Raw genomic sequence first — 25893 nt, 5'->3', positions numbered from 1 at the left:
TGAAGTCCTCAGTAGATATTTTTCTTATAATAATAATGTTTAAAGCCTCTAGGAGCCTCATCAATGACACCGACTACTTCATACCCCTGCTTTTCATAGAATTCAGGTGCTTGAAAAGAAAAGGTATTCAGTTGTATCAAAGTACATCCTTTATCTCCAGCGATTTGTTCAATTTCACTAAGTAATTGCGAACCGTATCCCTTTCCTCTATGGCCCTGATCTACCCACAAAATATCAATCTCCACCCAGTTCCAACAAAGTACACTTAGAAGACCACCGATGACCTGACCTTCTCCATTTTTAAGCGTGAGATTAATCTCTTCATATTGGGTTTGAATATCTGCCGGGACGTGTTTTGCATTAAACTCAATCAACTTGTTTCTGACGAAACGAGCTTCATCCCTACTACTTCGACTCCATTGAGGTTCCAATGTCATGGCTTAAATCCTCCAATTAGAATGTATACTGACACTTACTGATACAATCTATAAAATGCTAAAGTTAAAAGCCTTCCATCTGCCCACTGTTATTTATTGTAATACTTTTTTAGGTTTAGTCACATGATTCATTTTGAATTAAATTAAAACGTGAAAAGCAGGCTCCCTATGTAACAGAGAGCCTGCTTTCTTTTCTATCCAACGTCTGGCTTACAGGAGAAGAGATAGGATGACTAAATAGAAATATCCAGTGATTTTCCAACCCCAGTAATATCACTGCCATTCGAGCTACTGGTACGAGTCATTTCCATATTACTTGGAGCGGACCTTTCCATTTTTGGTGTTGACGTGCTGCTGGATTGAGAACTTTGCTGTGCAATCTGGGCTTCAATTTGCTTAATTTGCTGCTGAAGCTGCTTCATTTTCGTTTCTTTTGTATCCTTATTATCTTTGCTTTGCTGGACCTTATTGTACTCTGCTTCAAGCTGGGCTTTTTGCTTTTCCAAACTGGCTGTATCGTTGGTACTGGATGAAGATGAAGTTGAAGTATTGGCAATAGATATAGAGCTACTAGATGTGGTTGAAATATTCACAGAAGGATTCTCCTTTTTAAAAGCTAAGTTTGAGTTACAAGTGTGGGCTAAGCGTTTTTAAGGTATGCTATTGCGCTCTAAAGATTATGACGAAGACGATACAGATTGTTCAAAAATCTTAGCAATTTTATCGAATAAAACTGATACTTCTTCATCTGTCGCATTCGATTCATCTGTGTTTCCCCAAGCGTTTTTTAATGCAGAAATCAGGTCTGTTTGCTCATCTGTTTCTGAAGATATGGAGCCAGATAGAAGATCGGAACTCAGGACGTTTTGCAAATCATTCAGTAAGGATCTTTTTTCATCTACGGTATGCTCTTCTTCAGATGTAGTGGTGTTATCCTCTTGATGAGTAATCTCCTGAATATTCCATGCGAATGGGGGCATAATTCCACCCATCGCCTGCATCATTGGAGGCAGACCGCTGCTATCAACCTCAGGTCGGAATGAGTCACCTTCAGGCGGCGGTGTAGGGCGGTTATTCTGGATCGTTTCAGCTACTTTATCGAATAAATCTGATACTTCCTCATCTGTTGCTGTCGAAAGATCCACCCCGGATAACAAGTCGCTGACTGTAGCCAAAGGATTGTTTGTACTGTTATTGATTTCATTCGTTTCAGATAAAGCACTTGAAGACGTCAAGTAACTTTGTAAATCTGACAATAACGCTTTCTGTTCGTCCATAGTCAGCGCCACAGTATTCTGGTCGTATTTGTAGCCATAACTGTAGTTTTCCGTAGGAAGCGGAGCCTGCATACCTCCGGCGTATTCCATAAATTCCGCACTTAATTCGAGTGAATCGCTGGATTTCTTGTGTGTGGTATGCCCCGCGTTATTTAGTCCATTCTCATTTGACTTCAGCGTATTCGAGTTATCGTAGGAAGTCGAAGTCGTGATGAGATGCCTGTTGATGGATAATGACAAAGTAGATCCCCTCTCAGTGTACATAATATTTTTAGCTGCCCACCTCTCTTTCATCGGTTGTAAAACTGAAGGCAGCCTGAGAGAATGCTGAATGATAACTGAATGAATTCGGACTGTCCCATACTGTACTCCTTTTCTTTCTTCCTAGACTATAGTCAAGGAAAATCCCCTCCGCAGGACGGGGAACCGAGCCCTACTCCAGACAGGAGCAAGTAAAGGGATAATTTGTTACTCTTAGCAGAGAATAAATGAACGCATTTTGAAAATTGAAGGTAGGGGAAAGAAGTATGATCCGTATTAGTCATTTAGTTCACGAGAGACTTATGTTCCTATTCAAATTTTTGTACTCGCCTGCATATGTGGGTAGCGTAACACCCAGTTCCAGATTTTTAGCTAAAAATATGATAGAATCCATTCCATGGAGTGATGTTCATGCCGTGGCTGAGCTTGGGGCTGGAACAGGCGCAATTACCCAATACATCCCGTCTACGACAAAAATTCAACCTAAGGTTTTGCTCTTTGAGAAGGACCCGACCATGCAGAAGAGTTTAAAAAGAAGATTCCCGAATTATCTGTGCTATTCCGACTCGCGTGAGCTTCAGCTTGCTATGAAAAATGCTCAAATTGAACAGCTTGACTGTATAATCAGCGGGCTGCCATTCTTCAACTTTCCACAAGCGATGCGAGATCAAATCGTAGAACAAATTCATCGGTCACTCAGGGATGGAGGGATGTTTGTCGCCTTTCAATACTCTAAACAGATGAAACAGCAGTTAGGTGAATGGTTTGATATTGAAGAAATCAAGTTTGTACCTATGAATGTTCCACCCGCATTCGTGTATGTATGCCGAAAGAAAGCTTAAGAAAGGAGTATGGGGATGGATGTTGAATATTTGATTTCCATTATCGAACAATATGGCTATGCAGCATTATTCTTCTCTCTATGGCTCGGAATTGTGGGACTGCCCATTCCAGACGAAGTTATAGTGATGACTGGCGGGGCCGTAACAAGCATGGGGATACTTCATCCGTTACCTGCTTTTTTAATTGTATATCTCGGGGTTGTATCAGGCCTATCCTTAGGTTATGTGTTGGGGAGAAGCTTGGGTACACCCATTTTGGATCGTTTGCGCCGGAAGAAGAAAATGGACAAGTACATTACTTTTTCAGAAAATTTAGTACATAAGTATGGAAACTTCACGATATGCATCAGCTACTTGCTACCGATCGTTCGCCACATTGTCCCTTATATTGTGGGGATCAATAAAATGAGTTTTAAGCGCTACGCTCTATTCTCTTATTCAACGGGCTTGATTTGGACGCTGATCTTCTTTTTGCTCGGACGTCTCTTTGGCGATCATGTACAAGCAGCAGGAGAATTGATTCATCGTTATGGCTTGCAGGTGGCACTGCTTCTCATCATGCTGACAATTATATTTTTTATAATGAAATTCGTGTGGGGGAAGAAAACAACGGAGGATTAGTCTGAGATAAAGCTCACCAAAGTCAAAAAGACGTTTTTAAGTATTTTATCACTTTGATTATTCCTTATTTATGGTATACTTTTCTAATACAATATGCGGCTATAAAGGGCGGTCGGCTAGTCTCCCAGAAGGGAGGTGATGCCCATGGAGGTCAAAGATGCTATCTCCTTAATGATCATGTTTGGTATGTTCATTTTGGCGTTACTTACCTACATGAAAAAGAAATAGACCGCCCTGACCAAAGGTAAACGGTCTATTCTCGACCATATCTTACGCGGCCGACTGCTCTTTATGCAGTTATTGTATGGTGGAGTCGTGTTAGCGCACGGCTCCTTATTTATTCTTACCTTATTATAACCGATTTTATTACGTAATTACATGTCTTTGTTACTCGAATTTCTAAATTAATGGATTAATTAAGGGTTCATACTGCGATGAATAAGCCCTCTCACCCTAGGCTATTTTTTTAATTGAAGCAGCTTAACCAGCTTATCATGAATGGCCGTATTCGGGTAATTCCCGCTAAATTGGGAGGAACCCGGACCCATTGCAGTTAGCGCTACATCAACGGATGTATGCCCTCCTGTGGTCCAGTCGATATAAAACTTCTCATCAGAGCCTTTTACGGTAAAAGGACCGTCTTCTTTGGAAACACCTTCACCGGATTCATCCTCTGCATCTTCGCCTTCAATGGCCAAACCGCCCGTTTCATGGTCTGCCGTCACTAACACCAAAGTATCTGGATGCGCTTTGGCATAGTCTTTAGCTACTTTGACAGCCTTATCCAGCTGCTGCCCGGCTTTGATGGTTAATTCACCTTCATTGTCGTGCGCCATCTCATCCGTTCCTTCTTCCTCTACCATCAGGAAAAAGCCTTTTTTGTTTTTGGATAGAACATCAATCGCTTTCGCTGTCATATCCGGTAAAGAAACCGTTGGGTTGTAAGAATTGCCTAGTTTGTTGTGAGCTTGGAACATTTCTTCATTGGCGAACAGCCCTAGTAATTTAGAGCCTTTGGCTGCTTTCATTTCAGCCTGGTCTGTCACATAGCTATAGCCCAACTTCTTCGCTTGTTCCACCAAATTTCCTTGAGTTCCCTTACTAGCTTCCTCAGGATCTTCTGTCGGTGCATCTGGATGTTTGCCTGCTGTTCCTGCAGGGTACCAGAAATCCTCACCCCCGCCCAGAATCACATCCAGCTTGCTTTTCTCAATATACTGCTTGGCAATCTCGCTTTGAGCAGAGCGCTTCTCAACATGCGCACCAAAGGCAGCGCCCGTCGCATCTGTCACTTGGCTTGTCGTCACTACTCCTGTAGACATGCCTGCTTTTTTAGCCAGCTCCATAATAGTTGTCACTGGTTTTTTATTCAAATCCATTCCGATCGCGCCGTTATACGTTTTCACACCTGTTGCAATGGCAGTCGCAGCGGCGGCAGAATCTGTAACCAGGTTGTCCCCTGAACTCGTGCTAACCAGGCCTGTTACAGGCATCTTGTCCATTTCAAGCAATCCCGATTTTCCAACCGTTGCTAAGCGAATCGCGTTACGACTGGCTTCTCCCATACCATCACCGATAAAAAGAATGACGTTTTTAGGAGTATCCGCTTTAGCCGATACAGCCTTCTGTGCCTTGGACTCTGCGACAGTGGACTTCGTAGGAGCCGCGGCTGCAAAAGCTTTAGGGATATCAGCAGATAATAAGGGTACAGTCAAAACAGTCACAGCACTCAACGCAAGGATACTCTTTTTCATGGAACGCTTTTTCACAAGGTCACACTCCAATAAATTTAATATTCATATATGATAAATTCATCATATATTGGTTTTGTAAAAAATCGTAAAGCACTAGGTTTCCCGAATGTAAAAAATTGAAGTGGTCATCTATATTTTATAAAAAAAGAAGACACCGACTCCTGGTATTCCAAGAGTTGATGTCTTCTGGTGTTTATATTAAATCGCGGCGATATTTTTACCGATGGGCATGGTGTAGTATAGCGGTTTTTGCTGTCCGTTTTGCTGATAAACTACAAGCAACAGTGTGCGGCCTTCGGCTGTTAATGGGCTACCACCACTCAGGATATGATCCAGACTGAACGGCAGGACATCCAGCACAGCGTGCTTTTGCAGTTCCTTTTCACCCAGCTTCAAGGAAGCAAAGGCTGGGATCATCTCGCGGTATGGCTGCGGCTGTTGACTAGCCACATCCATCTCATCCGTGCTTTCCTTGCTCACATCTGCCGCCGCAGGTGACAACAGCGCATCTGGGTGCTGAAGTACCATTTTCATATAGCTGGACCAATCGTCCTTCTCCAAGGTATGCTCCCACCAGATTTTACGCGGCTTATATTTATGGTTTAGGAAATAATCAAGCTTCATCAGCCCAAGTACCATGTCCATTCGCTTGGTTCCCCGCGATTCTAAAAAGGACTGGAGACGGGTAAACAAGTCTTCGAGCTGATGTCCGATTTTTTGCCAGCCCTGTCCTTCCCAATAGTCCCCGAATTCCTGGAAGAAGTCAAAGGCGGACGAGAATTCACGCTCAATCAGGTAGTTCACCGTATGGTCCATACGATGGGAGTTCCAGTATTTTTCCAATACATCTTCCAAGCGTTTGAGCCGTACGATGTCGGCAAAAGAAAGGACGTCATTGCTCAACATTTCATACGGCGCAACATCCATATACGTATAGTTATACTTATCAGCATCAATGCGCAGACCAGTACCACGCAGCATTTTGAGGAAGCCCAACTGAAGCTCTTCCGGGCCAAGCGCAAAAACGTCATTAAACGTTTTACGGAATGTATTGTAGTCCTCCAATGGCAATCCGGCGATCAGATCCAGATGCTGGTCGATTTTACCGCTTTGCTTGACCTTTGTAACGGTGCGTGAAAGCTTGGCAAAGTTCTGGCGGCGCTTAACCAGTTCATTGGTGGGATCATTCGTTGATTGGACACCGATCTCAAAGCGAAATACCCCCGGTGGTGCATTCTCCGCCAAATAATCCAACACCTCGGGACGCATAATATCTGCCGTAATCTCAAACTGGAAGACACAGCCACGGTGATTTTCAATCAAAAACTTGAACATTTCCAGTGCATAATCGCGTTTAATATTAAAGGTTCGGTCCACAAATTTAATCAATTTAGCCCCATTGTCAATCAGATACAGAATATCCGACTTAGTGCGCTCAATATCGTAATAACGCACCCCGACCTCAATGCTGGACAAACAAAATTGGCAACTGAACGGACAGCCCCGGCTCGTTTCAAAATAGACAACCCGTTTCCCGAGCTCCGGGATATCCTCTGCAAAACGATATGGAGACGGCAGCTCGTTCAAGTCCGCTTTAGGGCGACCCGGCATGATAATAACCTCTTCTCCCTTACGGTAAGCCAGTCCATATACAAAATGAAACTTGCGATCTCCTTCCAGTTCCTGCAGCAGTTGATGGAAGGTTTCCTCTCCCTCACCAACAACAATAAAATCCACATTCGCCAAGCGCTTCATCCAGTGCTCCGTATCGTAAGATACCTCCGGGCCACCCAAAACAATTTTGACCTCGGGCATAATCTTTTTCAACACATCAATGACTTTAATCGTCTCTTCAATGTTCCAAATATAACAGGAAAAACCGATGACATCTGCTCCCCGTTGAAACAGATCAGATACGATGTTCATCACCGGGTCCTTAATTGTATACTCCGCCAGCTCGATATCAAAATCCTTTTCACTGTATGCTTTGAGGCATCGGATGGCCAGCGAGGTATGAATATATTTTGCGTTTAACGTTGATAAAATGACTTTCATAGGTCACAACCTTCTATAAGTTTGCATGAACTCTTATATCCTTAGTATAGCTATTCAAAATCCTCGTACACATCGTCTACAAAAATCTCGTCCTCGCTCACCATTCCGCCGGTATTCCCCTGATTTTGAAAGAAATCAAGAAACGGCTTGCCATACTTGCGGAACTTCACTTCACCAACACCCTTGATCCGCAGCATGTCTGCTTCGGATTGCGGACTCGCTACGCTCATCTCTCGCAGCGTGGCATCATTGAAGATGATATAAGACGGTACATGCTCCTGAGCGGCCAGATCGCGACGGATTAAGCGCAATTGCTCAAACACAGTTTCGTTGACCGCAGCAGGGTAGGTATCGCGTCCCTTTCGTCCGCGTGAACCTGCTCCACCAGCAAATGCAGTGGCATGCCGCACCACACGCTGCATAACTTCGCGCTGCCCTCTCAGCACTTCAGCAGCAAGCTGTTGCAAGCGGACGACTGGATATTGCCCCTCGGACAGCATCAGATAGCCTTCCGAAACAAGAACATTGATAATTTCAGCAATTTCTTTCTCCGTTCGGTTGCCCATCACGCCATAGGTTGGCAGGCTGTCAAAACCATACTGCAGCACTTTTTTGTTACGCGAGCCTTTCAACACTGAGGCCACCATGGAAACCCCATACCGCTCCCGCATACGATGAATGCACGAAAAAATCTTTTGCGCATCTATGGTCATATCGACCAGTTCCCGCTCGTCAGTACATGAACTGCATATGCCGCAGGCTTCATGCTCCTCCGCTTCTCCGAAATACTCCAGCTGTGCTGAACGTAGGCAGCGAGTTGTGTAACAATAGTCAACCATCTGCTGGAGCTTACGGTAGTCGTTGCGCTTGCGGTCTTCATCCTGTGGATTTTGCTCAATCAGGAACTTCTGGGTCACAATATCTTGCGGTCCGAACAGCAAAATACATTGACTCGGGTCGCCATCACGTCCTGCGCGTCCCGCTTCTTGTACGTACGCCTCCATATTTTTAGGCATATTGTAATGAATGACATAGCGTACGTTTGATTTATCTATCCCCATACCGAAGGCATTGGTTGCGACAATGACACGGATATCGTCGTACAGAAACCCTTCCTGGCTATCTGCACGTTCCTGATCTGTCATTCCTGCATGATAACGTCCGGCTGCCATGCCAGCATCGCGCAGGCGTTGATATAAATCATCCACGTCCTTACGTGTCGCCGCATAAATAATGCCCGATTCACCCTCATGTTCACGGGCATAATTCAGTAAAAAGCTGCGTTTGTCCTCCCCTCGCAGCACACTGAAGGCCAAATTTGGCCTTCCAAGCCCCGTAACGAACGTTTCCGGTGAGCGCAAACGAAGCAGGCGTACGATATCATCCATAACCTGTGGTGTAGCCGTCGCCGTAAACGCAGCTACGATTGGACGTTCATACAGCCCGTCCACGAATGGAGCCACTGCCAGATAGCTGGTACGAAAATCATGACCCCACTGGGATACGCAGTGAGCCTCATCTACTGCAACGCAGGAGATCGGTAACTGAGCCATCTCATCCCGGAACCAATCCAGTTCCAGCCGTTCAGGGGCGACATACAGCAACTTCAAATCTCCGTTCCGTGCGGCGCGTATACGGTCATTGACTTCTCGACCGCTCAACGTGCTATTAATATAGGCAGCTGCAATCCCCATCGTGGTCAGCGCATCCACCTGGTCTTTCATTAACGAGATCAGTGGTGACACAACAATGGTCAGCCCCTCATGCAACAACGCGGGAATCTGGTAGCATATCGATTTTCCGCCACCTGTCGGCATGATGCCCAGCGTATCGTTGCCTTCCAGCATACTGGCCACAATTTTCTTTTGTCCCTCCCGGAAATCGGGATAGCCATAAAATTTTTGCAGCAAGTCCTGCGCCCGTTCCAATGTTGGTGCTTGTACACTCATAGTTTCAAAACTCCTCATATTTCTAGCGTCCTCGACGCATATCGGCTTTTCTTTCGTTACCTTATAGTTTACCGGGGTTAAGGGCAATGTTCAACCGCTGGAAGTCTGTCCATCGGGTTTTAGTCTCTTATGGCATTCGCTGTTTTCTCATGATATAGTGAACACGGTGCCGCAAATGGTCCACAACTATGAAGAGATACGGCTCCAAGAAGGAGAAAGAACCCATGAATAATCGGAAACCTCAAAGGAAAAATCATACAAAATCAACTTCAAACACAAGCCACTCCAGACGCAATCACAAACCCGCCGGAAAATCTGGCTCCTATAGACCGGAAGCTCAACGGAAAACCCATACTTTGGATAAATCCCCTGCCAAAACATACATCGTTCAGGAACCTGCAGAGCTATTGAGCTTTTTAGTTGAGCATGTGACTGGCATGGGTCGTAATTCCATTAAATCGGCATTGGCGCGTGGACAAGTTTCCGTCAACGGTATTCCTCGTACTGTGCATAATTTTCCGCTGGAGCAAGGACAGACTGTCGCGCTCTCCAAGGAAAAGGTAGCTCCTGTGGTGCCGCTAACCGGGCTGCGTATTTTGCATGAGGACGAAGCTATTATCGTTATCCATAAAGATGCTGGGCTGCTTTCTGTCGCTTCTGCGCAGGAACAGGAAGTCACAGCGTATCGCCAGCTTACAGCCCACGTACGACGCGAGCATCCGTACAACCGTATTTTTGTACTGCATCGTTTGGATCGTGATACATCCGGAGTGATGATGTTTGCGAAAAGCGAAGCCATACAGCAGGAAATGCAACAAGCGTGGAAGGAAGTTGTGTATGAACGAACATACATTGCTCTCGTAGAAGGACAGGTTAAAAAAGACGCGGGCACAATCACCTCATGGCTGAAAGAAAGCAAGACGCTGAAAATGTACTCCAGTCCTTATCCGAATGACGGCCAGCATGCCGTCACTCATTACAAGCGGCTTCAGGCCAATCGGCATTTTTCTTTGCTGGAAGTACGTTTGGAGACCGGACGTAAAAATCAAATTCGCGTGCATATGGAGGATATCGGTCATCCGATTGTTGGAGATAAAAAATACGGTTCCAAGAGCAAGTCGATTGGCCGCCTTGGTCTGCATGCACAGGTATTGTCGTTTATTCATCCCGTCACCGGAGTATTGCTGCGTTTTGAATCCGACATTCCTAAAAGCTTTTTGAATCCATTTCGGGAGTAGCCTGGAGTGAAGCACACGAAGAAGAGTGTAAAAACACAAAAGGAAATTAGGGGGTTGTAAAAAACAGCCCCCTTTTTTTGTTGGTTAAGCGGTATACCTCCGAACACCATCAGCCATTTTCATCAATTCATCCCATATATATATGGGTGAATTACACACTGGACATTCTACCCAGCCATTTAAGTAAGGTAACTGGGCAAGAAGTAATTTCTCATCTATTTTTTGAGCATATTCGTATAGCCACTGTATATTGGCACCTTTATGGTCCAAAGAACGGGGGCGAATCGGATAGGGGATTAGATTGCCTGAACTGACAGGGTCTTTATCATAGACAACGAGAGTGTCACCCTGTTCATCAGGCCAAATATAGAGCGGGGTACCGCAATGGGGACAATCCAGCATATATTCGTCACCTGTATCAAAAGTTTGTAGCATATAGGCTACGCAATGATACCCCTCAAAGGCGGCAGCCGCAGCGAGAACATAGCGCTTGCCGACATCTTCTTCGTGTTCTTTCGCATAGAGCACCATTTCTTCCGTCAATTCTTCAAGGCGAACGATGGCACTTCGATATTGCGTATAAATATATTCTGCCAGGCTAGAATCCACTTCCACCTGATCCCTTGCAAATTCCAACGGGATTTTAGTATGTAAGGGATTATTATTTTTCGCTTCAAATATTCCGCAAATGGTATATATATCTGCCCGAATCTCTATATCAGAACTTTTTAGCGCAATGTCTACTAGGTAAGGTACAGCCGCAAAAGTACAAGTATACAACGTATTTTGGTGATACAATTCCTCCCAATACAAGGTGTCAGCCATTTCGCCATCATATCCGGCTTGGAGCTGTTTTAACATTTCTGGAACGTATTGAGAAGAACCGTAGGGGCCTTGGAGCAGAGTCCAGGCCGGATCGGACAAAGCCAGCATCTTGATACTCCTTCCACCGTTTTTCTTACAGTCATGAGATAGGTTTATAAAATGAGTTTGCGATCAAAATTCATTTTAACTTCATAATTCTTAGCTTGTTACGTTTATTTCATTATACGCATATCAGTGGCTGAAGTTGCTTTTCTCATTTTATGCAATGTACAAAATCACTATTTTTTAGGGCCTATAATCATATTCGGTTAAGCTTTCAGCATTATGAAGGTAACATACATTAAATTCATGAATTACGAACCTAGATCTTTTGTTGTACTACGAACCTTCTGCCAATTCCGTTCCCTTCCTGTATACATAGTCCACATTATAAGCTCTGTTACTTAAAAATTGCTGAGTAAGAAATAAAGTATATTAACGTTTAATTCCCATACATGTAAAATCGAGAGGATCTCAAGTGAATCTGCCTGTTTTTAATGATACCAAACGGGTAAAACATACATGTTCAAGTCTTTATTTTATCCGCTACAAAACGGATTGCATGAATCGGTATATGAAAAGGCGCGTTGGGAATATTACGTATGAATACTGCGACTATAAGGGGAAATAGCCTATGACCATAACACCGGAACAGCGGATTACCCTGCACGGATTTAACAATTTGACCAAATCATTGAGCTTCAATATGTACGATATTTGTTACACCAAAACCAAAGAAGAACGCGAGGCGTATATTGAATATATTGATGAACAATATAACTCGGATCGACTGACAGCTATTTTAAAAAATGTATCTGATATTATCGGCGCCCATGTACTCAATGTTGCTCAGCAGGATTATGTCCCTCAAGGAGCAAGCGTGACAGTGCTTATATCAGAAGGGCCGATTGTGGAGGTACCGAATGAATCGTATGCAGAATCACCAGGTCCCCTACCTGAGTCTGTAGTGATACAGCTGGATAAAAGTCATATTACGGTTCACACCTACCCTGAATATCATCCAGACGAGGGGATCAGCACGTTTCGTGCAGATATTGATGTTTCTACCTGTGGGGAAATCTCCCCGCTCAAGGCACTTCACTATCTGACTCATTCTTTTGACACTGACATTATGACGATTGATTACCGGGTACGCGGCTTTACACGTGATACGAATGGTCATAAGCTTTTTATCGACCACGACATTGCCTCGATTCAAAACTATATTCCCGACGAAGTGCGCAATCAGTATGACATGATCGACGTAAACGTGTATCAGGAAAATATTTTCCATACCAAATGCAAGCTAAAACAATTTGATCTGGACAACTACCTGTTCGGCTACACAAAAGAAAGTCTGAGTGAAAAAGAGCAACAAAATATATCAACACGACTCAAAATCGAAATGGACGAAATTTACTACGGCAAAAATATGACGTAAACCAAAAATGGATCATTTCGTTATACAAAGGACGATTGCTTAGACTGGAATTCAGCCGGGCTTTCGTCTTTTTTGGATACAAGATCATATATATTACTCAGCTTGATCTGTACAAGTGGAAGAATGTTCACTATGATAGGGGAAGAAACCACTAATTTAAACTATCAGCCTAGATCTTAGACTTGCTCCCGATTGTAAGCGCAATCAATTGATCACTATTTTGTTTTAAAAGACAAAGGAGGAATTTGCATGCAAGGCGGTATTGGCGGTAAAAATATTATTTTACGACTGGAAATTTCCACCGAGCACATCCAGTTTGGTCAATTGATTACGTTGGTAAACGAACATGGCGGAGATGTCATCGCCATTGACGTCATCCGCACCTCTGAGAAGGCCACTGTGAGAGATATTACAGTCACCATTGCTGATCCAGCAGAAATCGACCGAATGATCGCCCGGATAAAAAAAGCACAAGGTGTAAAGGTACTGTCCATCTCTGATCGCACCTTCCTCTTACATCTCGGGGGCAAGATTGAAATGCAGCCTAAGGTCCCGATTCAAAACCGCGATGACTTATCCCGGGTATACACTCCTGATGTGGCACGCGTATGCATGGCAATTCATGAGGAGCCAGACAAAGCTTTCCGATTAACAATTAAGCGTAACACCGTCGCTGTCGTCTCTGACGGAAGCGCTGTCCTCGGACTCGGCAACATCGGCCCGTATGCAGCCATGCCGGTTATGGAAGGCAAAGCCATGCTGTTCAAGCAGCTTGGGTCCGTCGATGCCTTCCCAATCTGCCTGGATACGCAGGACACGGAAGAAATCATTAAAGCTATTAAGCAACTGGCCCCAGCCTTTGGCGGTATTAATCTGGAGGATATTTCATCGCCACGATGCTTTGAAATTGAACAGCGATTACGTGACGAGCTGGATATACCTGTTTTTCATGACGATCAGCATGGCACAGCTGTTGTTTTGTACGCAGGGCTGATTAATGCGCTCAAGGTGGTCGGCAAAGCTCTGTCTGACGTCAAAATTGTCGTCTGCGGTATCGGGGCTGCAGGTGTCGCCTGTACCAAAATTTTGCTATCTGCAGGGGCAGTGAACATTATTGGTGTAGACCGTCACGGTGCGCTTACAGCTGATGAAACCTATGAGCACCCGATGTGGAACTGGTATGCGCAGCATACCAACCCTGAGCGGCTGTCCGGCACGCTATCTGAGGTTCTGAAGGACGCAGATGTGTTTATCGGTCTGTCGGCAGGCGGAATATTGCAACGAGAAGACGTGAAGCGTATGAAGGAAGCTCCTGTCCTGTTCACCATGGCGAACCCGGTTCCGGAAATTAACCCAGAGGAGGTCGAGGATATTGCAGGGGTCATCGCCACCGGACGTTCGGACTATCCTAACCAGATTAACAACGTACTTTGCTTCCCTGGCATATTCCGAGCAGCACTGGACTGTCGCGCCCGTGAAATTAACGAAGAGATGAAGCTGGCAGCTGCAGAAGCCATCGCAAGCACAATCCGTCCCGATGAATTAAACAAACTGTATATTATCCCGGGTGTATTTAACGAGGGCGCCGTACAACAGGTGCGTAAAAAGGTGATTCAAGCTGCGATTGCGAGCGGTACAGCCAGAAGAGTTCCTAGAGATTTCAGATAGAAGAAAAAGATTGCTCCCGTAAAATGGGTGCAATCCTTTTGTATAGAAGGCTAGGTCTGTATTTCGATTCTCTTCACAGCAGTTATGACTTCCATTTAGAAAACAATTGACTGGCACGCTGGGCAAACTCCTCCAGGTTGATGCTGGAGTTGTCCAGCTTGTAATACCATTTTTTGATCGTATCTAAAATCCATGAAGGAACCTTAACCTCAGAGAAACCGGAATAGAACGTATGATACGCCCACACCAAATGCTCCCAACGCTTGTCATCGCCTTCTTTTACATATTCAGATACGTCTAATACCTTGGCGCGTCCGTCTTGCATGAGTACATTCTTGAGATGAATATCACGGGGATTCAGTCCCCTGGACCGAACAAATTCCCTCGCCTTTTCCACGTCCAAAATGACCTGCTCTGGCACCGGAATTCCTTGCAGCAGGCAATCTAGCAACGTAACACCAGATTCGTAACTAATGACAATATACTTATCGCCTTTTCCGTAATAATGAGGAAAAAAATCAGACCCTTGCAAACGCTCATATACATCGGCTTCTGCATCTTTTTTTTCGATCGCCATGTCTGAATACACCTTGAACGCGTAGCCTGGCAACGTATCGAGTGTAAATACAGCCGCATCTGTCCCAATGCCAATACAGCGTACGCCTTGGGTGGCTGTTTTAATGGTAACTGGGTCATTATCCTCCGTACTATATACGGTCACTTGACTTATGATGTCGTCTGCCTGCCTCCATGGTTCTACCATGCGCGGGTCCCTCCTTCTCTGTTCTACCCATTTCAAATGAAGTTAGATTTATAACAGATAAATAGTATTACGGACCAGCTTTTGAAATAGCTTCAAAATAGGTTAGATTCTTTTGGATAACACGATATGTACCGTGTCTAACGTGCGTCTGGCAGGAGCAGCTTTCTTAACTCTGTGTAACTTGCCGCGGTTTTATAAGCCCCCGACACATCAGATTCCGGGAAAGCGTTCCTGTGATTGAACCAAATGACCTGCCAATTTGCAGCTATAGCTCCCGCCACATCATTACGCCAGGAATCCCCAATGTAGCAGCAATGCTCTGCTAAAGTTCCTGTCCGTTCGTTCACTATTTCGAAAATGCGCGGATCAGGTTTAGCATAACCAACGGTCCCAGACACAAAAATATGCTCTGCTGCAACATGATTTTCCAGTGTCATGGCTTTAATTTTGCTCATCTGGTGTTCTTCAAGACCGTTCGTAATTAAACCAACCACATAGCCAGCCGAGCTCAATTCATCAATTAACGAAGTAGCCCCCTCAAAAGACTCAATTCGGTACTGACGATCCAAGTATTCTTGTTGGACATGCACTGCCTGCTCACGGGTAATATCTACCCCGAATTCTTGTAGAGCCAGAATAAAACGACCTTCCCTCATCTCATCCAGTTCTTCCTGCCCTGCTTTCCCCTCCAATAGTCCTCCTTTAGCCGATAGTAAATCGCTGTAATAGCGAATACGGTGGTAGACTTCCTCATATGGAAAACGCTCACTTAATCCTAATACTGTACGTAATGCATCACGTGTAGGGTGCAGATGATCGTACATCGTATCATCTACATCAAAAAAAACAGCCTTCTTTTGCAAGTTCATATGCCCACTTCTTTCTGTTAAATCTTTGGATGACACTTCTCTATACCTTGTCCTGATATTATACCCGTTGACCTATTACGTTGCACCCTGACCTACCCAGCCCGTATCTGTCATTCACCCTTCTCAGATAATAACATACACTGAAAAGACTGCATTTTGGCAAACTCACTTTACTTCACTACTGCGCTAACATAGGCATCTTGTCCTAATTTGAACGAAAGCGTTTTATTTTGATAGCACACGGGTAAAAGGTCACATTTTTGAAAATATTCGTCATACAGGTTTACATTTCGTGTAAAATCACGTACCTTTTAGGGATGAACGCTTTACAGATGTACTTGGATAAGGGAGGTATACACAATGGATTCCGGTTCTAACCTAGCCTATGGATCAGCCACACCTTTGATTGAGGCACTTATAGAGTTTGAACAGGAGCTTGAAGCGAACCGGCATTCTCTGAGTTTTGATTTGGGATTGATTATGGAACAAGGCCGCGCTCCGCGATATATGGCTACACCGCCTGATGTTATTCCTTTTGCCCACGCTGGAGTGGACGGGATACATTATGGCTTTTTAACCGATTTTGGTCTTGAAAAGGACCTTTCACAGGCTCCGATTGTATGCGTCTCTCCCGTCGATTGGACAGGGGTATGGGTGGTTGCCCGCCATTTGCAGGATTTTTTAAGTGTTGTTTATACAGAAAACAGTTCATTAAAACGATACTATGCCAGTGGAGCAGACTATTCTGGACATGCTGGTCAGCGTCCTCCGCAGGCTGTGGATGAACGTACCGCGTTTGTACGCAAATGCTTTCGGGAGCGCTTTGGCATTCTGCCGATTCAAGATATGGCCGCCTACATCGACAGCTTGCGAACAGAGCGTAAGCAAAATGAAGTTGCTCCTACACTGAATGGCTTGGGTATTCAGGCACCTTCTTCTTTAAAGCGTAGCTCTTCTATTGAGAGCGACTTCTTGAACGTAACGGAGCCATTCCTTTGGGAACAACAAGGTGAAGCTGTACGTGATTTGTTCCGCAGCGGTTCGCGTGAAGCCAGACTAGCTTTTATTCGGGATGCTCAGACACGGCATCTGTTCACCCATTCAGCCCTTCGAGCTTTTGTAACAGGACAGCTTAGGCTGATGGGCTTGTCTGAGGCCGCAACATACCTAGAGGAGTCCTACTATACCGTTATTCCCGATACGATAGAATCTCGATAAACTCCATAGATTCCCCCAATTTAACCGCCTCTGAAAAGGCGGCTTTTTGTGCTACAATAAATGAAAACAACAGGGTCGAACGACCTGGGGCGCATGAAAGAGAGCGAGCATGAATAATCATTCCTATCCTACTCCTGAAATCGTTGAGGTTTGTCTGCTAGCAGGCAAACTGATGATGCAAAATGGAGCCGAGACCTATCGTGTTGAAGACACGATGTCCCGCATTGCTTCAGCCTATGGCATATCCCAGTCCCATAGCTATGTAACACCCACTGGAATTTTTTTTGCCATTAATGATTCGGAACCTGCCAAGCTAATCCGGATCGTAGAGCGGACTACAGATTTGCACAAGGTGACCGAGGTGAACTCCATTTCACGTAAAATCAGCGCAGGCACTTTGTCTCCCAGCGCAGCCGTAAAAGAGCTTTCGGAAATTGAACGTGGTCCCCTCCGCTATTCCAATCGTGTACAACTGATCGCTGCAGCGTTGGCCAGCGGTTGCTTTATGATCATGTTTGGTGGAGTGTGGCGAGATTTCCCCGGAGCTGTGTTGTGCGGCGGTATCGGATTTGCAGCCTTACAATATTTCCACAGGCTCGTTAAGGTTAAGTTTTTCTCAGAATTTTCTGCATCTTTTCTAATCGGCTTGCTGGCGGCTCTGTTAGTGATTGTTGGCGGGGGTCAGATGATGGATAAAATTATCATTGGCTCCGTTATGCCACTGGTGCCGGGCTTGTTAATTACAAATGCCCTTCGGGATTTAATGTCCGGGCACCTAGTCTCAGGGCTTTCCAAAGGTGCAGATGCTTGCTTGACGTCTTTCGCCATTGGTGCTGGTGTTGCAGTTATCATTTCTTATATGTAATTTGGAGGAGATTCAAGCTTATGCTTGCACAATTATTCACAAGCTTTATTGCCACCGCTGCTTTCGGTATACTGTTCCACGCTCCTCGGCGTTCGCTGCTGCAATGTGGTTTTGTCGGTATGCTGGGCTGGCTTGTCTATTACTCAACCACGGATAGCATGGGACCTGTGAGCGCCAGCCTTTTAGCCACGATCCTTATCGGCATCGTCAGTCAAGGTTTTGCTAGACTGTACAAAATGCCTGTGATTATTTTCAGCGTGGCAGGCATGATTCCCCTGGTGCCAGGAGGAATGGCTTATAATGCCATGCGCCAGTTCGTACAACAACATTATCCTCAGGCACTGGAGCTGGCCATGAGCACACTCATGATCGCCGGGGCAATAGCAGTCGGTTTGGTGATCTCTGAGGTGCTTAATCAAATCTTTCACAACGTACGTTTTAAACCTCAGCGTTAAAAACGAAGAAATAACAAAGTAAAAAAGGCTGCTCCCAAAATCGCCACACTGACAGTGTATGAGACGATGGTGGGGACAGCCTTTTTGTGTAGCTCAATATTAATCTACTCGCTTACCTAATATAGCCAGATCTCGCTCTATGCTGTCCAGCACGGCAACACGTGGATAGTATCCCCACTGCTCAAAGCCAAACTTCCGCAGCAGCGCAATACTCGGTTCATTATGACCAAATACAAACCCCAACAACGTTGTAATTCCTAGTCTAGGACATTCATTTAGCAAATGCTGTACCAGACGGCTTCCAGTGCCGGTTCCACGAGAATCCTCATGGACATAAATGCTAATTTCTGCTGTACCGTTATAAGCTGGACGGCCATAAAAGGACTGAAGGCTGGCCCATCCGGCAATGTTCCCCTTTTGTCTTAGTACCCACAAAGGGCGGTGGTTTTCCTGATGAGCTTCAAACCATGGAATGCGGCTCTCCACTGTCACAGGCTCCAGGTCTGCCGTGACCATTCGTCCTGCAATCGTAGAATTATAAATATCCACAATATCGGGGAGATCCTCCCTGCATGCAAATTCAATGGAAAAAGATTGGTCCTTGTTCATTATCGTATCTGCCCCCTATTGTGGTGATTTATTTATTGTACAGGACAAGCGCCGGAACAGCCATATCGAGTTGTTTTGCGGATTAACCCCAAAGGGTCTTATAATAGAATTTGAAGATAAGCCAGCACTACATTAACCAATTTAACAACATGAGACGGGAGGTATGCTTCGGAGTCAAAGGAATCCGAAGCAGCTTAATATGAATATTGGAACTCAAATTTTGATTTTGGAAGTGTCTATGGGACCTTTTTTTGGACACTCGATCATTCATCCTGTACTGCTCAAGGACGAGGATGGACTTACATTGATAGACTCGGGCATGCTCGGCCAATTGGAGCCTCTGCGCAAGGCTATTTCAGATGTGGGTGAGGATATAAGCCGTCTGAAAAGAATTATTATAACGCATCAGGATATTGACCATATCGGAAATGTTCAAGCACTGCTGGACTTGCTACCGAACACTGCCCTGCTGGCCCATAAGGATGACATTCCATATATGACAGGAGAACGACCATTTATAAAGCTGACGCCGGAACGCATCAATCTGATGGAGCCTGCACTCAAGCAACAAGCAGAGGATATGATTCGCCGCCTGCCAGATTTGCGCTTTGCTCATATGCTTGAGGACGGTGAACATCTGCCTTATGGTGGAGGCATACAGATTATTCATACACCTGGTCACACGCCCGGACATATCAGCTTGTATGTGCCTGCACACAAGCTGCTGTTGGCAGCAGATGAACTGCGTGTAGTCGAGGGTGAGCTGGTCGGTCCCGCTGAGTCGGCTACGCCGGATATGCCGTTGGCTCTGAAGAGCCTCGATAAACTGACCGTATTGGATGTAGATAAGGTACTCTGCTACCATGGTGGTTACTATGATCAGAATGTGCAGGCACATCTGCAAGCATTAAGTCAGTCAAGAGAATAAGCCATATAAATTATGATGTAATAAGAGCTATAATGAATAAATGGACAGAAAGGAATGAGACTCTATGAATGATAAAATTACCAGATTGTATGATGAACTGAAGTCACAAGCTTGGGATGGCCTACTTGTGACCGATCCCAAACATATTTACTACCTGACAGGCTTCGCCAGTGATCCGCACGAGCGTTTTCTAGGGCTCGTGCTGCTTCGTGACCAAGAACCAGAACTAATTGTACCAGCCCTGGACGCAGAAGCTGCCCAAGCTGCTTCCTCGGTGACGCGTATATCCACCCACACCGATACGGACAATCCGTATGATCTGTTACGCCAACGCACAGGTACCGGAGTGAAAGCATTCGCACTGGAAAAGGAACACGTCTCCGTCCTCCGTTACGAACAACTACATACTGCCATTGGCGCTGCTCAATATGTTGACTTGGGTCCGGTGCTTCAAGACATGCGCGTGAGAAAAACTCCTGAGGAAGTACAACGTCTGAAGCATGCAGCTCGTTTGGTGGAAGATGCTCTTCGTCACGGCCTAACCCATGTTCGCGAAGGGGTGACCGAAGTCGAGTTGGTAGCCGAAATCGAATACCAGATGAAAAAACTCGGTGCAGATGGTCCATCCTTTGACACTACAGTGTTGTCTGGACCCAAAACAGCCTTGCCACATGGTGTCCCAGGGACCCGCAAGCTGCAACACGGTGATCTGCTCATGTTTGATATGGGTGTATATTCCGATGGTTATGCTTCGGATATTACGCGCACTTTTGCCTTTGGCAAGCTGTCAACTGAGTTGGAAACGATATATAATACGGTTCTTCACTCAAACGAAGCCGGAATTGCCGCCATTCGCCCGGGAGTTTCCTGCGCATCCGTAGATCAGGCAGCACGAGCCGTTGTTGAAGCCGCTGGATATGGCCCTGCTTTTAACCATCGGGTTGGACATGGTCTTGGTATGAGTGTTCATGAATATCCATCTGTACACGGAGGCAATAACGATCTGCTTCATGAAGGGTTTGTGTTCACGATCGAACCCGGCATCTACGTACCAGGTCTGGGGGGGGTGCGGATTGAAGATGACGTTCTGGTCACCTCTGAGGGTGTTGAAGTGCTGACTTCCTTTCCGAAGGAACTGACCGTGCTGGGGTAATCTATTGCTATTCTTTATATTGATATGTTAAAAGTACGAAAAAAAAGAGGGGCAACCCCAAGCCAATTAAGGCTTGAGGGTTTGCCCCTCCTCTTCTATCAAACGGAAATTACGTGCGATGTATAAAATCGGTGTACCTGCCGCAGTCAGTACAAATTTTAAGATGTAGGTGGTGAACAGCAGTTCGATCCATATCCCCCACGCATAGCCGTAAAAGGCAATGCTACAGAAAATGAGGGTGTCTATAAACGAGCTGATCATCGTGCTGCCATTGCCGCGAATCCAGAGCTGATGACGCTCCGGGAAAAACTTGCGAATCCAGGCATATAGACGCACGTCCAGCAATTGACTGACCGCATAGGCTGTCAAGCTGGCAAGCGCAAGCCTTGGCAACAATCCGAAGAGCTGTTGCATCGGTGTCTGGGCAAAATCGGTTGCAGTAGGCTCAAATAACAGCACCATCTGCATCGTGATCGTCGTCATAATCAGAGTAAAAAAGCCAAACCACACAGCTTTTCGCGCCTCTTTAGGCCCATATTTTTCATTTAGTAAATCGCTGGCCATATACATAGAAACATACATTGTATTTCCCAATGTCGTGGTAATGCCGAGCAGATCAATGGTTTTGGTTACCTGAATATTGGCCAATACAGTAGCAACGCCAATCCAGGCGTATAGCCCTTTTTTACCAAACAACCGATAACATAGCAAAAAGAACATAAAATTGACGAGGACAAATGCTGCCCCCCATAACAGATTAAACATGAAATCCTCCTAGTTTTGATAGCGCGGGATGGTTGCGAACCGCGGTTCATCCGAACAAGCCGGAAAAACATTATTTTAATGTATCATAGATTAGGATTTGTGAACAGCTATAATTTACACTGCCACCAGCCCAAAATAAAGAGCCGACCTTAGGGTAGGCTCTGAGTATGGAGGTGCACACTGCATGTGTTACATATACATATGCGATAAATGCGATATGAGGCTGCAGTGTATACCATTCGTCTATCTTTTACTTAAGAGTGTGCCGCTGCATCCAGATCCGTGCCATGGTTGTTGAACACGTCTTGATCGTTCTCCTTGAGTACTTTGCCAGAGATAAGGCCTGCGGTAATAGAATCATTAACATTCAACGCGGTACGGCCCATATCAATTAACGGTTCAACCGAAATGAGCAATCCTGCCAAGGCCACGGGAAGGTTCAGGGTAGAAAGCACGATCAGGGAAGCGAAAGTGGCACCCCCGCCTACACCTGCCACACCGAACGAGCTCACCGTAACAACCAGAATAAGTGTGAGGATAAAATCCCAGCTTGTAGGATCTATGCCCACCGTTGGAGCAATCATGACCGCCAGCATGGCAGGATAAATACCCGCACAGCCGTTTTGCCCAATGGTTGCACCCAGGGTCGCGGACAGATTTGCGATGCCGTCGGACACACCAAGCTTTTTCGTTTGTGTTTCAACATTTAATGGAATGGTCGCTGCACTGGAACGAGACGTAAAAGCAAAAACCAGCGTAGGCAATACCTTTTTCACATATGTCACTGGATTATAACCGAACAAGGCCAGCAAAATAAGATGAATAACGAACATGACCAATAAAGCCACATAAGAAGCAAGTACAAACTTAATCAGCTTCAAGATTTCATCCGGATTTGTCGTAGCTACAACTTTCGTGATCAGTGCTAAAATACCGTAAGGCGTCAATCTTAGCACCAGCGTTACAATCCGCATCACTACAGCGTACACTGCGTCGATCACTTTGCGGAAGGTTTGCGCCTGCTCCGGTTTTTTACGATCCAATCCGAGTACTGCCACCCCGATAAAGGCTGAGAAGATAACCACTGCCAACGTCGATGTACGGCGTGCCCCTGTCATATCTTCAAAAGGATTCGAAGGAATAAATTCCAGCACCTGCTGCGGAATAGTCATATCCTGAACTGTTCCCAGGCGTTCTTCCATCTTCAGTCCCTGCGCTTGCTCCTTTTCACCACTTTGAATCTCAATTGCTTTTAGATCAAAAGACAGGCTGGTTACAATACTTACGGAAGCTGCAATCGCCGTTGTAATCAGTAGCACTGCAATAATGGACACGCTTATTTTGCCTAGATTCTGTCTTCCCTTCAAATTCATAATAGCCGAAATAATCGACACCATGATAAGCGGAATAACGACCATTTGCAGCAAACGGACATAACCATTACCTGCAAGGTTGAACCAATCGACCGATTTGGTAATGACCTCTGAGCCAGCCCCATAAGCGTACTGAAGAATAGCCCCGTAGATCAGTCCGAAGCCGAGCCCGGTAAAAACTCTTTTTGTAAAAGAGATGCGCTTTTTCTGCATCCAGACCAACACGCCGAGCAGTGCAAGCAGCACGATAACATTTAAAATAATAAAGAAGGTATCCATATATCTTTTCCTCCAAACTTAAACGTAAGATGTTTTCTAAAGTGACCCTTCAATCCGAAGATTACTATATCACAAAGCCAACTATTTTTGTAGGTTTTATTGAAATAAAAATAATAAAACTGCTTCAGCCTTAGATTTTATGAAAACGACAAACAGCAAGCCTTCGTAAGATGAAGGCTTGCTGTTTGTTATCCTGAACACAACGATTCGTATTCAATGTATACGTAGATTTTTCGACTGTCAGACGATCACTGTATATAACAGTTCCTGTTCCTTAACGACTTTATGCTGATTCCCTGCGGGCTCCAATTCGCTAAACTGATCTACATTTGTAACAATAACAGGCGTTATCGTTTCGTATCCAGCCTTGCGGATTTCCACCAGATCAAACTCCAGTATAAGATCGCCTACCTTTACGCGATCTCCTGCTTTAAGATGAGGTGTAAAATGAAGTCCTTTTAGTTTAACAGTGTCCATCCCTACGTGAATGAGCATTTCAAGTCCTGAATCACTCACCAAACCTACAGCGTGCCCACTTTTGGAAATGGAGAACACTGTGCCCTCAACTGGGGAAACAACCCGACCTTCGGAGGGTTCAATAGCCCATCCTCTACCCATAATTTCTTGAGAAAATGCAGGATCATTGACTTCACTGAGCGGTTTAACTTCACCCACAATTGGGCTGAATACCGGGATTTTCTCACCTTTTGGCAGTGAGCTTATCGCAGATTGTGCTACTTCCTCAGTAGAGATCTCGCCAGCAGCATCTGCTGCTTGTGTCGCTTCTTCGTTCTTTTCATCTGTAAAACCGATCACATAGGTAACAATCGCAGCAACCACAAATGCAATAATGAGACCAAGAATTGCGTACAAGAAAGTCGGTCCAATAAACATAGCCAGACCAGGCAAACCAACGAGTCCCCCAACGACGTACGCTTTTGTACCAAACAAACTCATGAAGCCCCCACCGACAGCTCCGCCGATCAACGCTGCCGTAAACGGTTTTTTAAACCGCATATTCACACCATACATTGCAGGCTCGGTTACACCCATAATAGCTGTCAAGCTCGTGGAGAAGGCCACTGTTTTGACTTTGGCATTTTTGGATTTCAAGAATACGCCAAGTGTTGCACCAGCCTGAGCCAAGTTAGCTGCTCCCATAATTGGAATCATGTAATCATAGCCCAACGTTGCAATCGATCCGATCATAATAGGAACCAACGCGTAGTGCATACCTGTCATAATGATCAGGGAGAAGGTACCGCCCAGCAGCAGACCTGCAAGCGCACCTGTATTTTCAAACAACCAAGATATCCCCCCTGACAGGCCATTACCAATAATGGAGCCGAGCGGCCCTACAGCAATCAACGTCAATGGTACGATAATCAATAGAGTCAGTGTTGGAACAACAAGCAACTTCAGTGATGCATGAGTATACTTATCAATGAATTTTTCAACATAGGATGCCAGCCAGATCGCGATAACAATTGGAATAACGGTCGACGAATACGTAGCCGCTGTCACCGGAAGGCCAATAAAGCTAACCTTCACATTCGAAGCCAGTAATGCTGTAATGTCTGGATGTAAAATTGAAGCACCAATCGCCGCACCAATAAACATATTGCTACCGAGTTTTCTAGCCGCACTCACAGCCAAAATAATCGGCAGGAAGTAGAACGCACCGTCACCTATTGCGGCTAAAATCGTATAGGTTTGACTCTTGTCAGACATCCAGTGCATAGCTACCAATAGGGCAATGATCCCTTTGATCATACCTGCACCGGTGATCGCAGACAAAATAGGTGTAAACATACCCGCAATAAAGTCGAACAGTTGGCTGATCGGGTTTTGTTTTTTCTTGGATGCAGTGCTTGCGCCTGTTTCACTTTGCGGTGCCTTGGACATGTTGCTCACCAACGATTTATATACATTAGCTACATCATTACCGATAATCACCTGAAACTGGCCGCCACTCTCCATGACTCCCATGACACCATCCGTTTTTTGCAACTGCTCTTTTTGAGCTTTCTTATCATCATGAAGATTGAAACGCAAGCGCGTCATACAGTGAATGACCTGCTCTACATTTTCTTCTCCACCGACCAATGTAAGTATCTCTTTGGATAATTGATTTCGATCCATGAGGCATTCCTCTTTTCTATTTAAGGTATATAGTGTGAAATTTGGGAATAAAAAAAACCTGAATACA

Annotated in this window: 24 protein-coding genes; 11 read left to right on the top strand and 13 right to left on the bottom strand. The window is 45.2% G+C overall.

The genetic code is table 11. The features are described 5' to 3' along the window. Window positions 1-8: 8 nt before the first annotated feature. The 3 genes from ACH59B_RS07010 to ACH59B_RS07000 all read right to left on the bottom strand — a co-directional run bounded on the left by ACH59B_RS07010 (window position 9) and on the right by ACH59B_RS07000 (window position 1954). A complete protein-coding gene (locus tag ACH59B_RS07010) occupies window positions 9-437 on the bottom strand; it encodes a GNAT family N-acetyltransferase (RefSeq protein ID WP_151255275.1) in 429 nt (142 codons plus the stop codon). Window positions 438-670: 233 nt separating this feature from the next. Further along, window positions 671-1030 (bottom strand): FlxA-like family protein, encoded by a 360-nt coding sequence (locus ACH59B_RS07005; protein ID WP_090887917.1) that lies wholly within the window; start codon window positions 1028-1030, stop codon window positions 671-673. Between the two features lie 84 nt (window positions 1031-1114). Beyond that, window positions 1115-1954 carry a hypothetical protein gene (locus ACH59B_RS07000; protein ID WP_151255396.1) on the bottom strand — a complete coding sequence of 280 codons (840 nt, stop codon included), beginning with the start codon at window positions 1952-1954 and terminating at the stop codon, window positions 1115-1117. A 287-nt stretch (window positions 1955-2241) separates the two neighbouring features. Here ACH59B_RS07000 and ACH59B_RS06995 point away from each other — a divergent pair, with 287 nt between their 5' ends. The 3 genes from ACH59B_RS06995 (at window position 2242) to ACH59B_RS06985 (ending at window position 3666) form a co-directional block, all read left to right on the top strand. Continuing rightward, window positions 2242-2817 carry a class I SAM-dependent methyltransferase gene (locus tag ACH59B_RS06995; RefSeq protein ID WP_404303524.1) on the top strand — a complete coding sequence of 192 codons (576 nt, stop codon included), beginning with the start codon at window positions 2242-2244 and terminating at the stop codon, window positions 2815-2817. A gap of 15 nt (window positions 2818-2832) precedes the next feature. Continuing rightward, complete coding sequence (locus tag ACH59B_RS06990) at window positions 2833-3438, top strand: DedA family protein (RefSeq protein ID WP_016820632.1); 606 nt, start codon at window positions 2833-2835, stop codon at window positions 3436-3438. 138 nt (window positions 3439-3576) lie between these two features. Continuing rightward, window positions 3577-3666, top strand: a complete 90-nt coding sequence (locus ACH59B_RS06985) for a putative holin-like toxin (protein WP_305954445.1) — start codon at window positions 3577-3579, stop codon at window positions 3664-3666. A 230-nt stretch (window positions 3667-3896) separates the two neighbouring features. Here ACH59B_RS06985 and ACH59B_RS06980 read toward each other — a convergent pair whose 3' ends face one another. From ACH59B_RS06980 to recQ, 3 genes are all read right to left on the bottom strand, one after another. Then, on the bottom strand, window positions 3897-5207 hold the full coding sequence (locus ACH59B_RS06980) for an alkaline phosphatase (protein ID WP_404303523.1): 1311 nt from the start codon (window positions 5205-5207) through the stop codon (window positions 3897-3899). Window positions 5208-5390: 183 nt separating this feature from the next. Beyond that, window positions 5391-7247 carry a B12-binding domain-containing radical SAM protein gene (locus ACH59B_RS06975; RefSeq protein ID WP_404303522.1) on the bottom strand — a complete coding sequence of 619 codons (1857 nt, stop codon included), beginning with the start codon at window positions 7245-7247 and terminating at the stop codon, window positions 5391-5393. 50 nt (window positions 7248-7297) lie between these two features. Next, on the bottom strand, window positions 7298-9196 hold the full coding sequence (gene recQ / locus ACH59B_RS06970; RefSeq protein ID WP_025364353.1) for a DNA helicase RecQ: 1899 nt from the start codon (window positions 9194-9196) through the stop codon (window positions 7298-7300). 224 nt (window positions 9197-9420) lie between these two features. Here recQ and ACH59B_RS06965 point away from each other — a divergent pair, with 224 nt between their 5' ends. Further along, window positions 9421-10434 (top strand): RluA family pseudouridine synthase, encoded by a 1014-nt coding sequence (locus ACH59B_RS06965; RefSeq protein ID WP_404303521.1) that lies wholly within the window; start codon window positions 9421-9423, stop codon window positions 10432-10434. Window positions 10435-10518: 84 nt separating this feature from the next. Here the strand turns inward: ACH59B_RS06965 and ACH59B_RS06960 are convergent, their stop codons facing one another. Continuing rightward, window positions 10519-11367, bottom strand: a complete 849-nt coding sequence (locus ACH59B_RS06960) for a hypothetical protein (RefSeq protein WP_404303520.1) — start codon at window positions 11365-11367, stop codon at window positions 10519-10521. Window positions 11368-11932: 565 nt separating this feature from the next. On the opposite strand from ACH59B_RS06960, the gene speD reads away from it, so the two are divergent. After that, window positions 11933-12739 carry an adenosylmethionine decarboxylase gene (speD, locus tag ACH59B_RS06955; protein ID WP_058711818.1) on the top strand — a complete coding sequence of 269 codons (807 nt, stop codon included), beginning with the start codon at window positions 11933-11935 and terminating at the stop codon, window positions 12737-12739. A 249-nt stretch (window positions 12740-12988) separates the two neighbouring features. Next, window positions 12989-14407 carry an NAD-dependent malic enzyme gene (locus tag ACH59B_RS06950; protein WP_404303519.1) on the top strand — a complete coding sequence of 473 codons (1419 nt, stop codon included), beginning with the start codon at window positions 12989-12991 and terminating at the stop codon, window positions 14405-14407. A gap of 82 nt (window positions 14408-14489) precedes the next feature. On the opposite strand, the gene ACH59B_RS06945 is transcribed toward ACH59B_RS06950, so the two are convergent. Next, window positions 14490-15170, bottom strand: coding sequence for a serine/threonine protein kinase (locus ACH59B_RS06945; protein WP_016820640.1), 681 nt, complete (start codon window positions 15168-15170; stop codon window positions 14490-14492). A gap of 137 nt (window positions 15171-15307) precedes the next feature. After that, entirely contained in the window at window positions 15308-16039 is a 732-nt protein-coding gene (locus tag ACH59B_RS06940) for an HAD family hydrolase (protein ID WP_016820641.1), read from the bottom strand. A gap of 360 nt (window positions 16040-16399) precedes the next feature. Here ACH59B_RS06940 and ACH59B_RS06935 point away from each other — a divergent pair, with 360 nt between their 5' ends. The 3 genes from ACH59B_RS06935 to ACH59B_RS06925 all read left to right on the top strand — a co-directional run bounded on the left by ACH59B_RS06935 (window position 16400) and on the right by ACH59B_RS06925 (window position 18577). Beyond that, window positions 16400-17257: a hypothetical protein gene (locus ACH59B_RS06935; protein ID WP_017426580.1), complete on the top strand. Its 858-nt coding sequence runs from the start codon at window positions 16400-16402 to the stop codon at window positions 17255-17257. A 109-nt stretch (window positions 17258-17366) separates the two neighbouring features. Further along, window positions 17367-18122, top strand: coding sequence for a threonine/serine exporter family protein (locus ACH59B_RS06930; protein WP_016820643.1), 756 nt, complete (start codon window positions 17367-17369; stop codon window positions 18120-18122). A 20-nt stretch (window positions 18123-18142) separates the two neighbouring features. Continuing rightward, a complete protein-coding gene (locus tag ACH59B_RS06925) occupies window positions 18143-18577 on the top strand; it encodes a threonine/serine exporter family protein (RefSeq protein ID WP_017426578.1) in 435 nt (144 codons plus the stop codon). Window positions 18578-18676: 99 nt separating this feature from the next. Here ACH59B_RS06925 and ACH59B_RS06920 read toward each other — a convergent pair whose 3' ends face one another. Next, window positions 18677-19186 (bottom strand): GNAT family N-acetyltransferase, encoded by a 510-nt coding sequence (locus ACH59B_RS06920; RefSeq protein WP_017426577.1) that lies wholly within the window; start codon window positions 19184-19186, stop codon window positions 18677-18679. Between the two features lie 163 nt (window positions 19187-19349). Between ACH59B_RS06920 and ACH59B_RS06915 the strand changes: the two genes are divergently transcribed. Together ACH59B_RS06915 and ACH59B_RS06910 are read left to right on the top strand one after the other, a co-directional pair. Beyond that, window positions 19350-20114 (top strand): MBL fold metallo-hydrolase, encoded by a 765-nt coding sequence (locus ACH59B_RS06915; RefSeq protein WP_019686607.1) that lies wholly within the window; start codon window positions 19350-19352, stop codon window positions 20112-20114. Window positions 20115-20178: 64 nt separating this feature from the next. Next, window positions 20179-21267: a Xaa-Pro peptidase family protein gene (locus tag ACH59B_RS06910; protein ID WP_164964819.1), complete on the top strand. Its 1089-nt coding sequence runs from the start codon at window positions 20179-20181 to the stop codon at window positions 21265-21267. A gap of 66 nt (window positions 21268-21333) precedes the next feature. Here the strand turns inward: ACH59B_RS06910 and ACH59B_RS06905 are convergent, their stop codons facing one another. The 3 genes from ACH59B_RS06905 to ACH59B_RS06895 form a co-directional block, all read right to left on the bottom strand. Continuing rightward, window positions 21334-22032 carry a queuosine precursor transporter gene (locus ACH59B_RS06905; RefSeq protein WP_016820648.1) on the bottom strand — a complete coding sequence of 233 codons (699 nt, stop codon included), beginning with the start codon at window positions 22030-22032 and terminating at the stop codon, window positions 21334-21336. A gap of 254 nt (window positions 22033-22286) precedes the next feature. Beyond that, window positions 22287-23684 carry an L-cystine transporter gene (locus ACH59B_RS06900; protein WP_016820649.1) on the bottom strand — a complete coding sequence of 466 codons (1398 nt, stop codon included), beginning with the start codon at window positions 23682-23684 and terminating at the stop codon, window positions 22287-22289. A gap of 240 nt (window positions 23685-23924) precedes the next feature. Next, window positions 23925-25826: a beta-glucoside-specific PTS transporter subunit IIABC gene (locus tag ACH59B_RS06895; RefSeq protein WP_404303518.1), complete on the bottom strand. Its 1902-nt coding sequence runs from the start codon at window positions 25824-25826 to the stop codon at window positions 23925-23927. Window positions 25827-25893 lie beyond the last annotated feature (67 nt).

It is taken from the genome of Paenibacillus sp. DP01, assembly GCF_044784315.1.
GTDB lineage: Bacteria > Bacillota > Bacilli > Paenibacillales > Paenibacillaceae > Paenibacillus > Paenibacillus polymyxa.
This window is presented reverse-complemented; position numbering and strand designations above follow the sequence as displayed.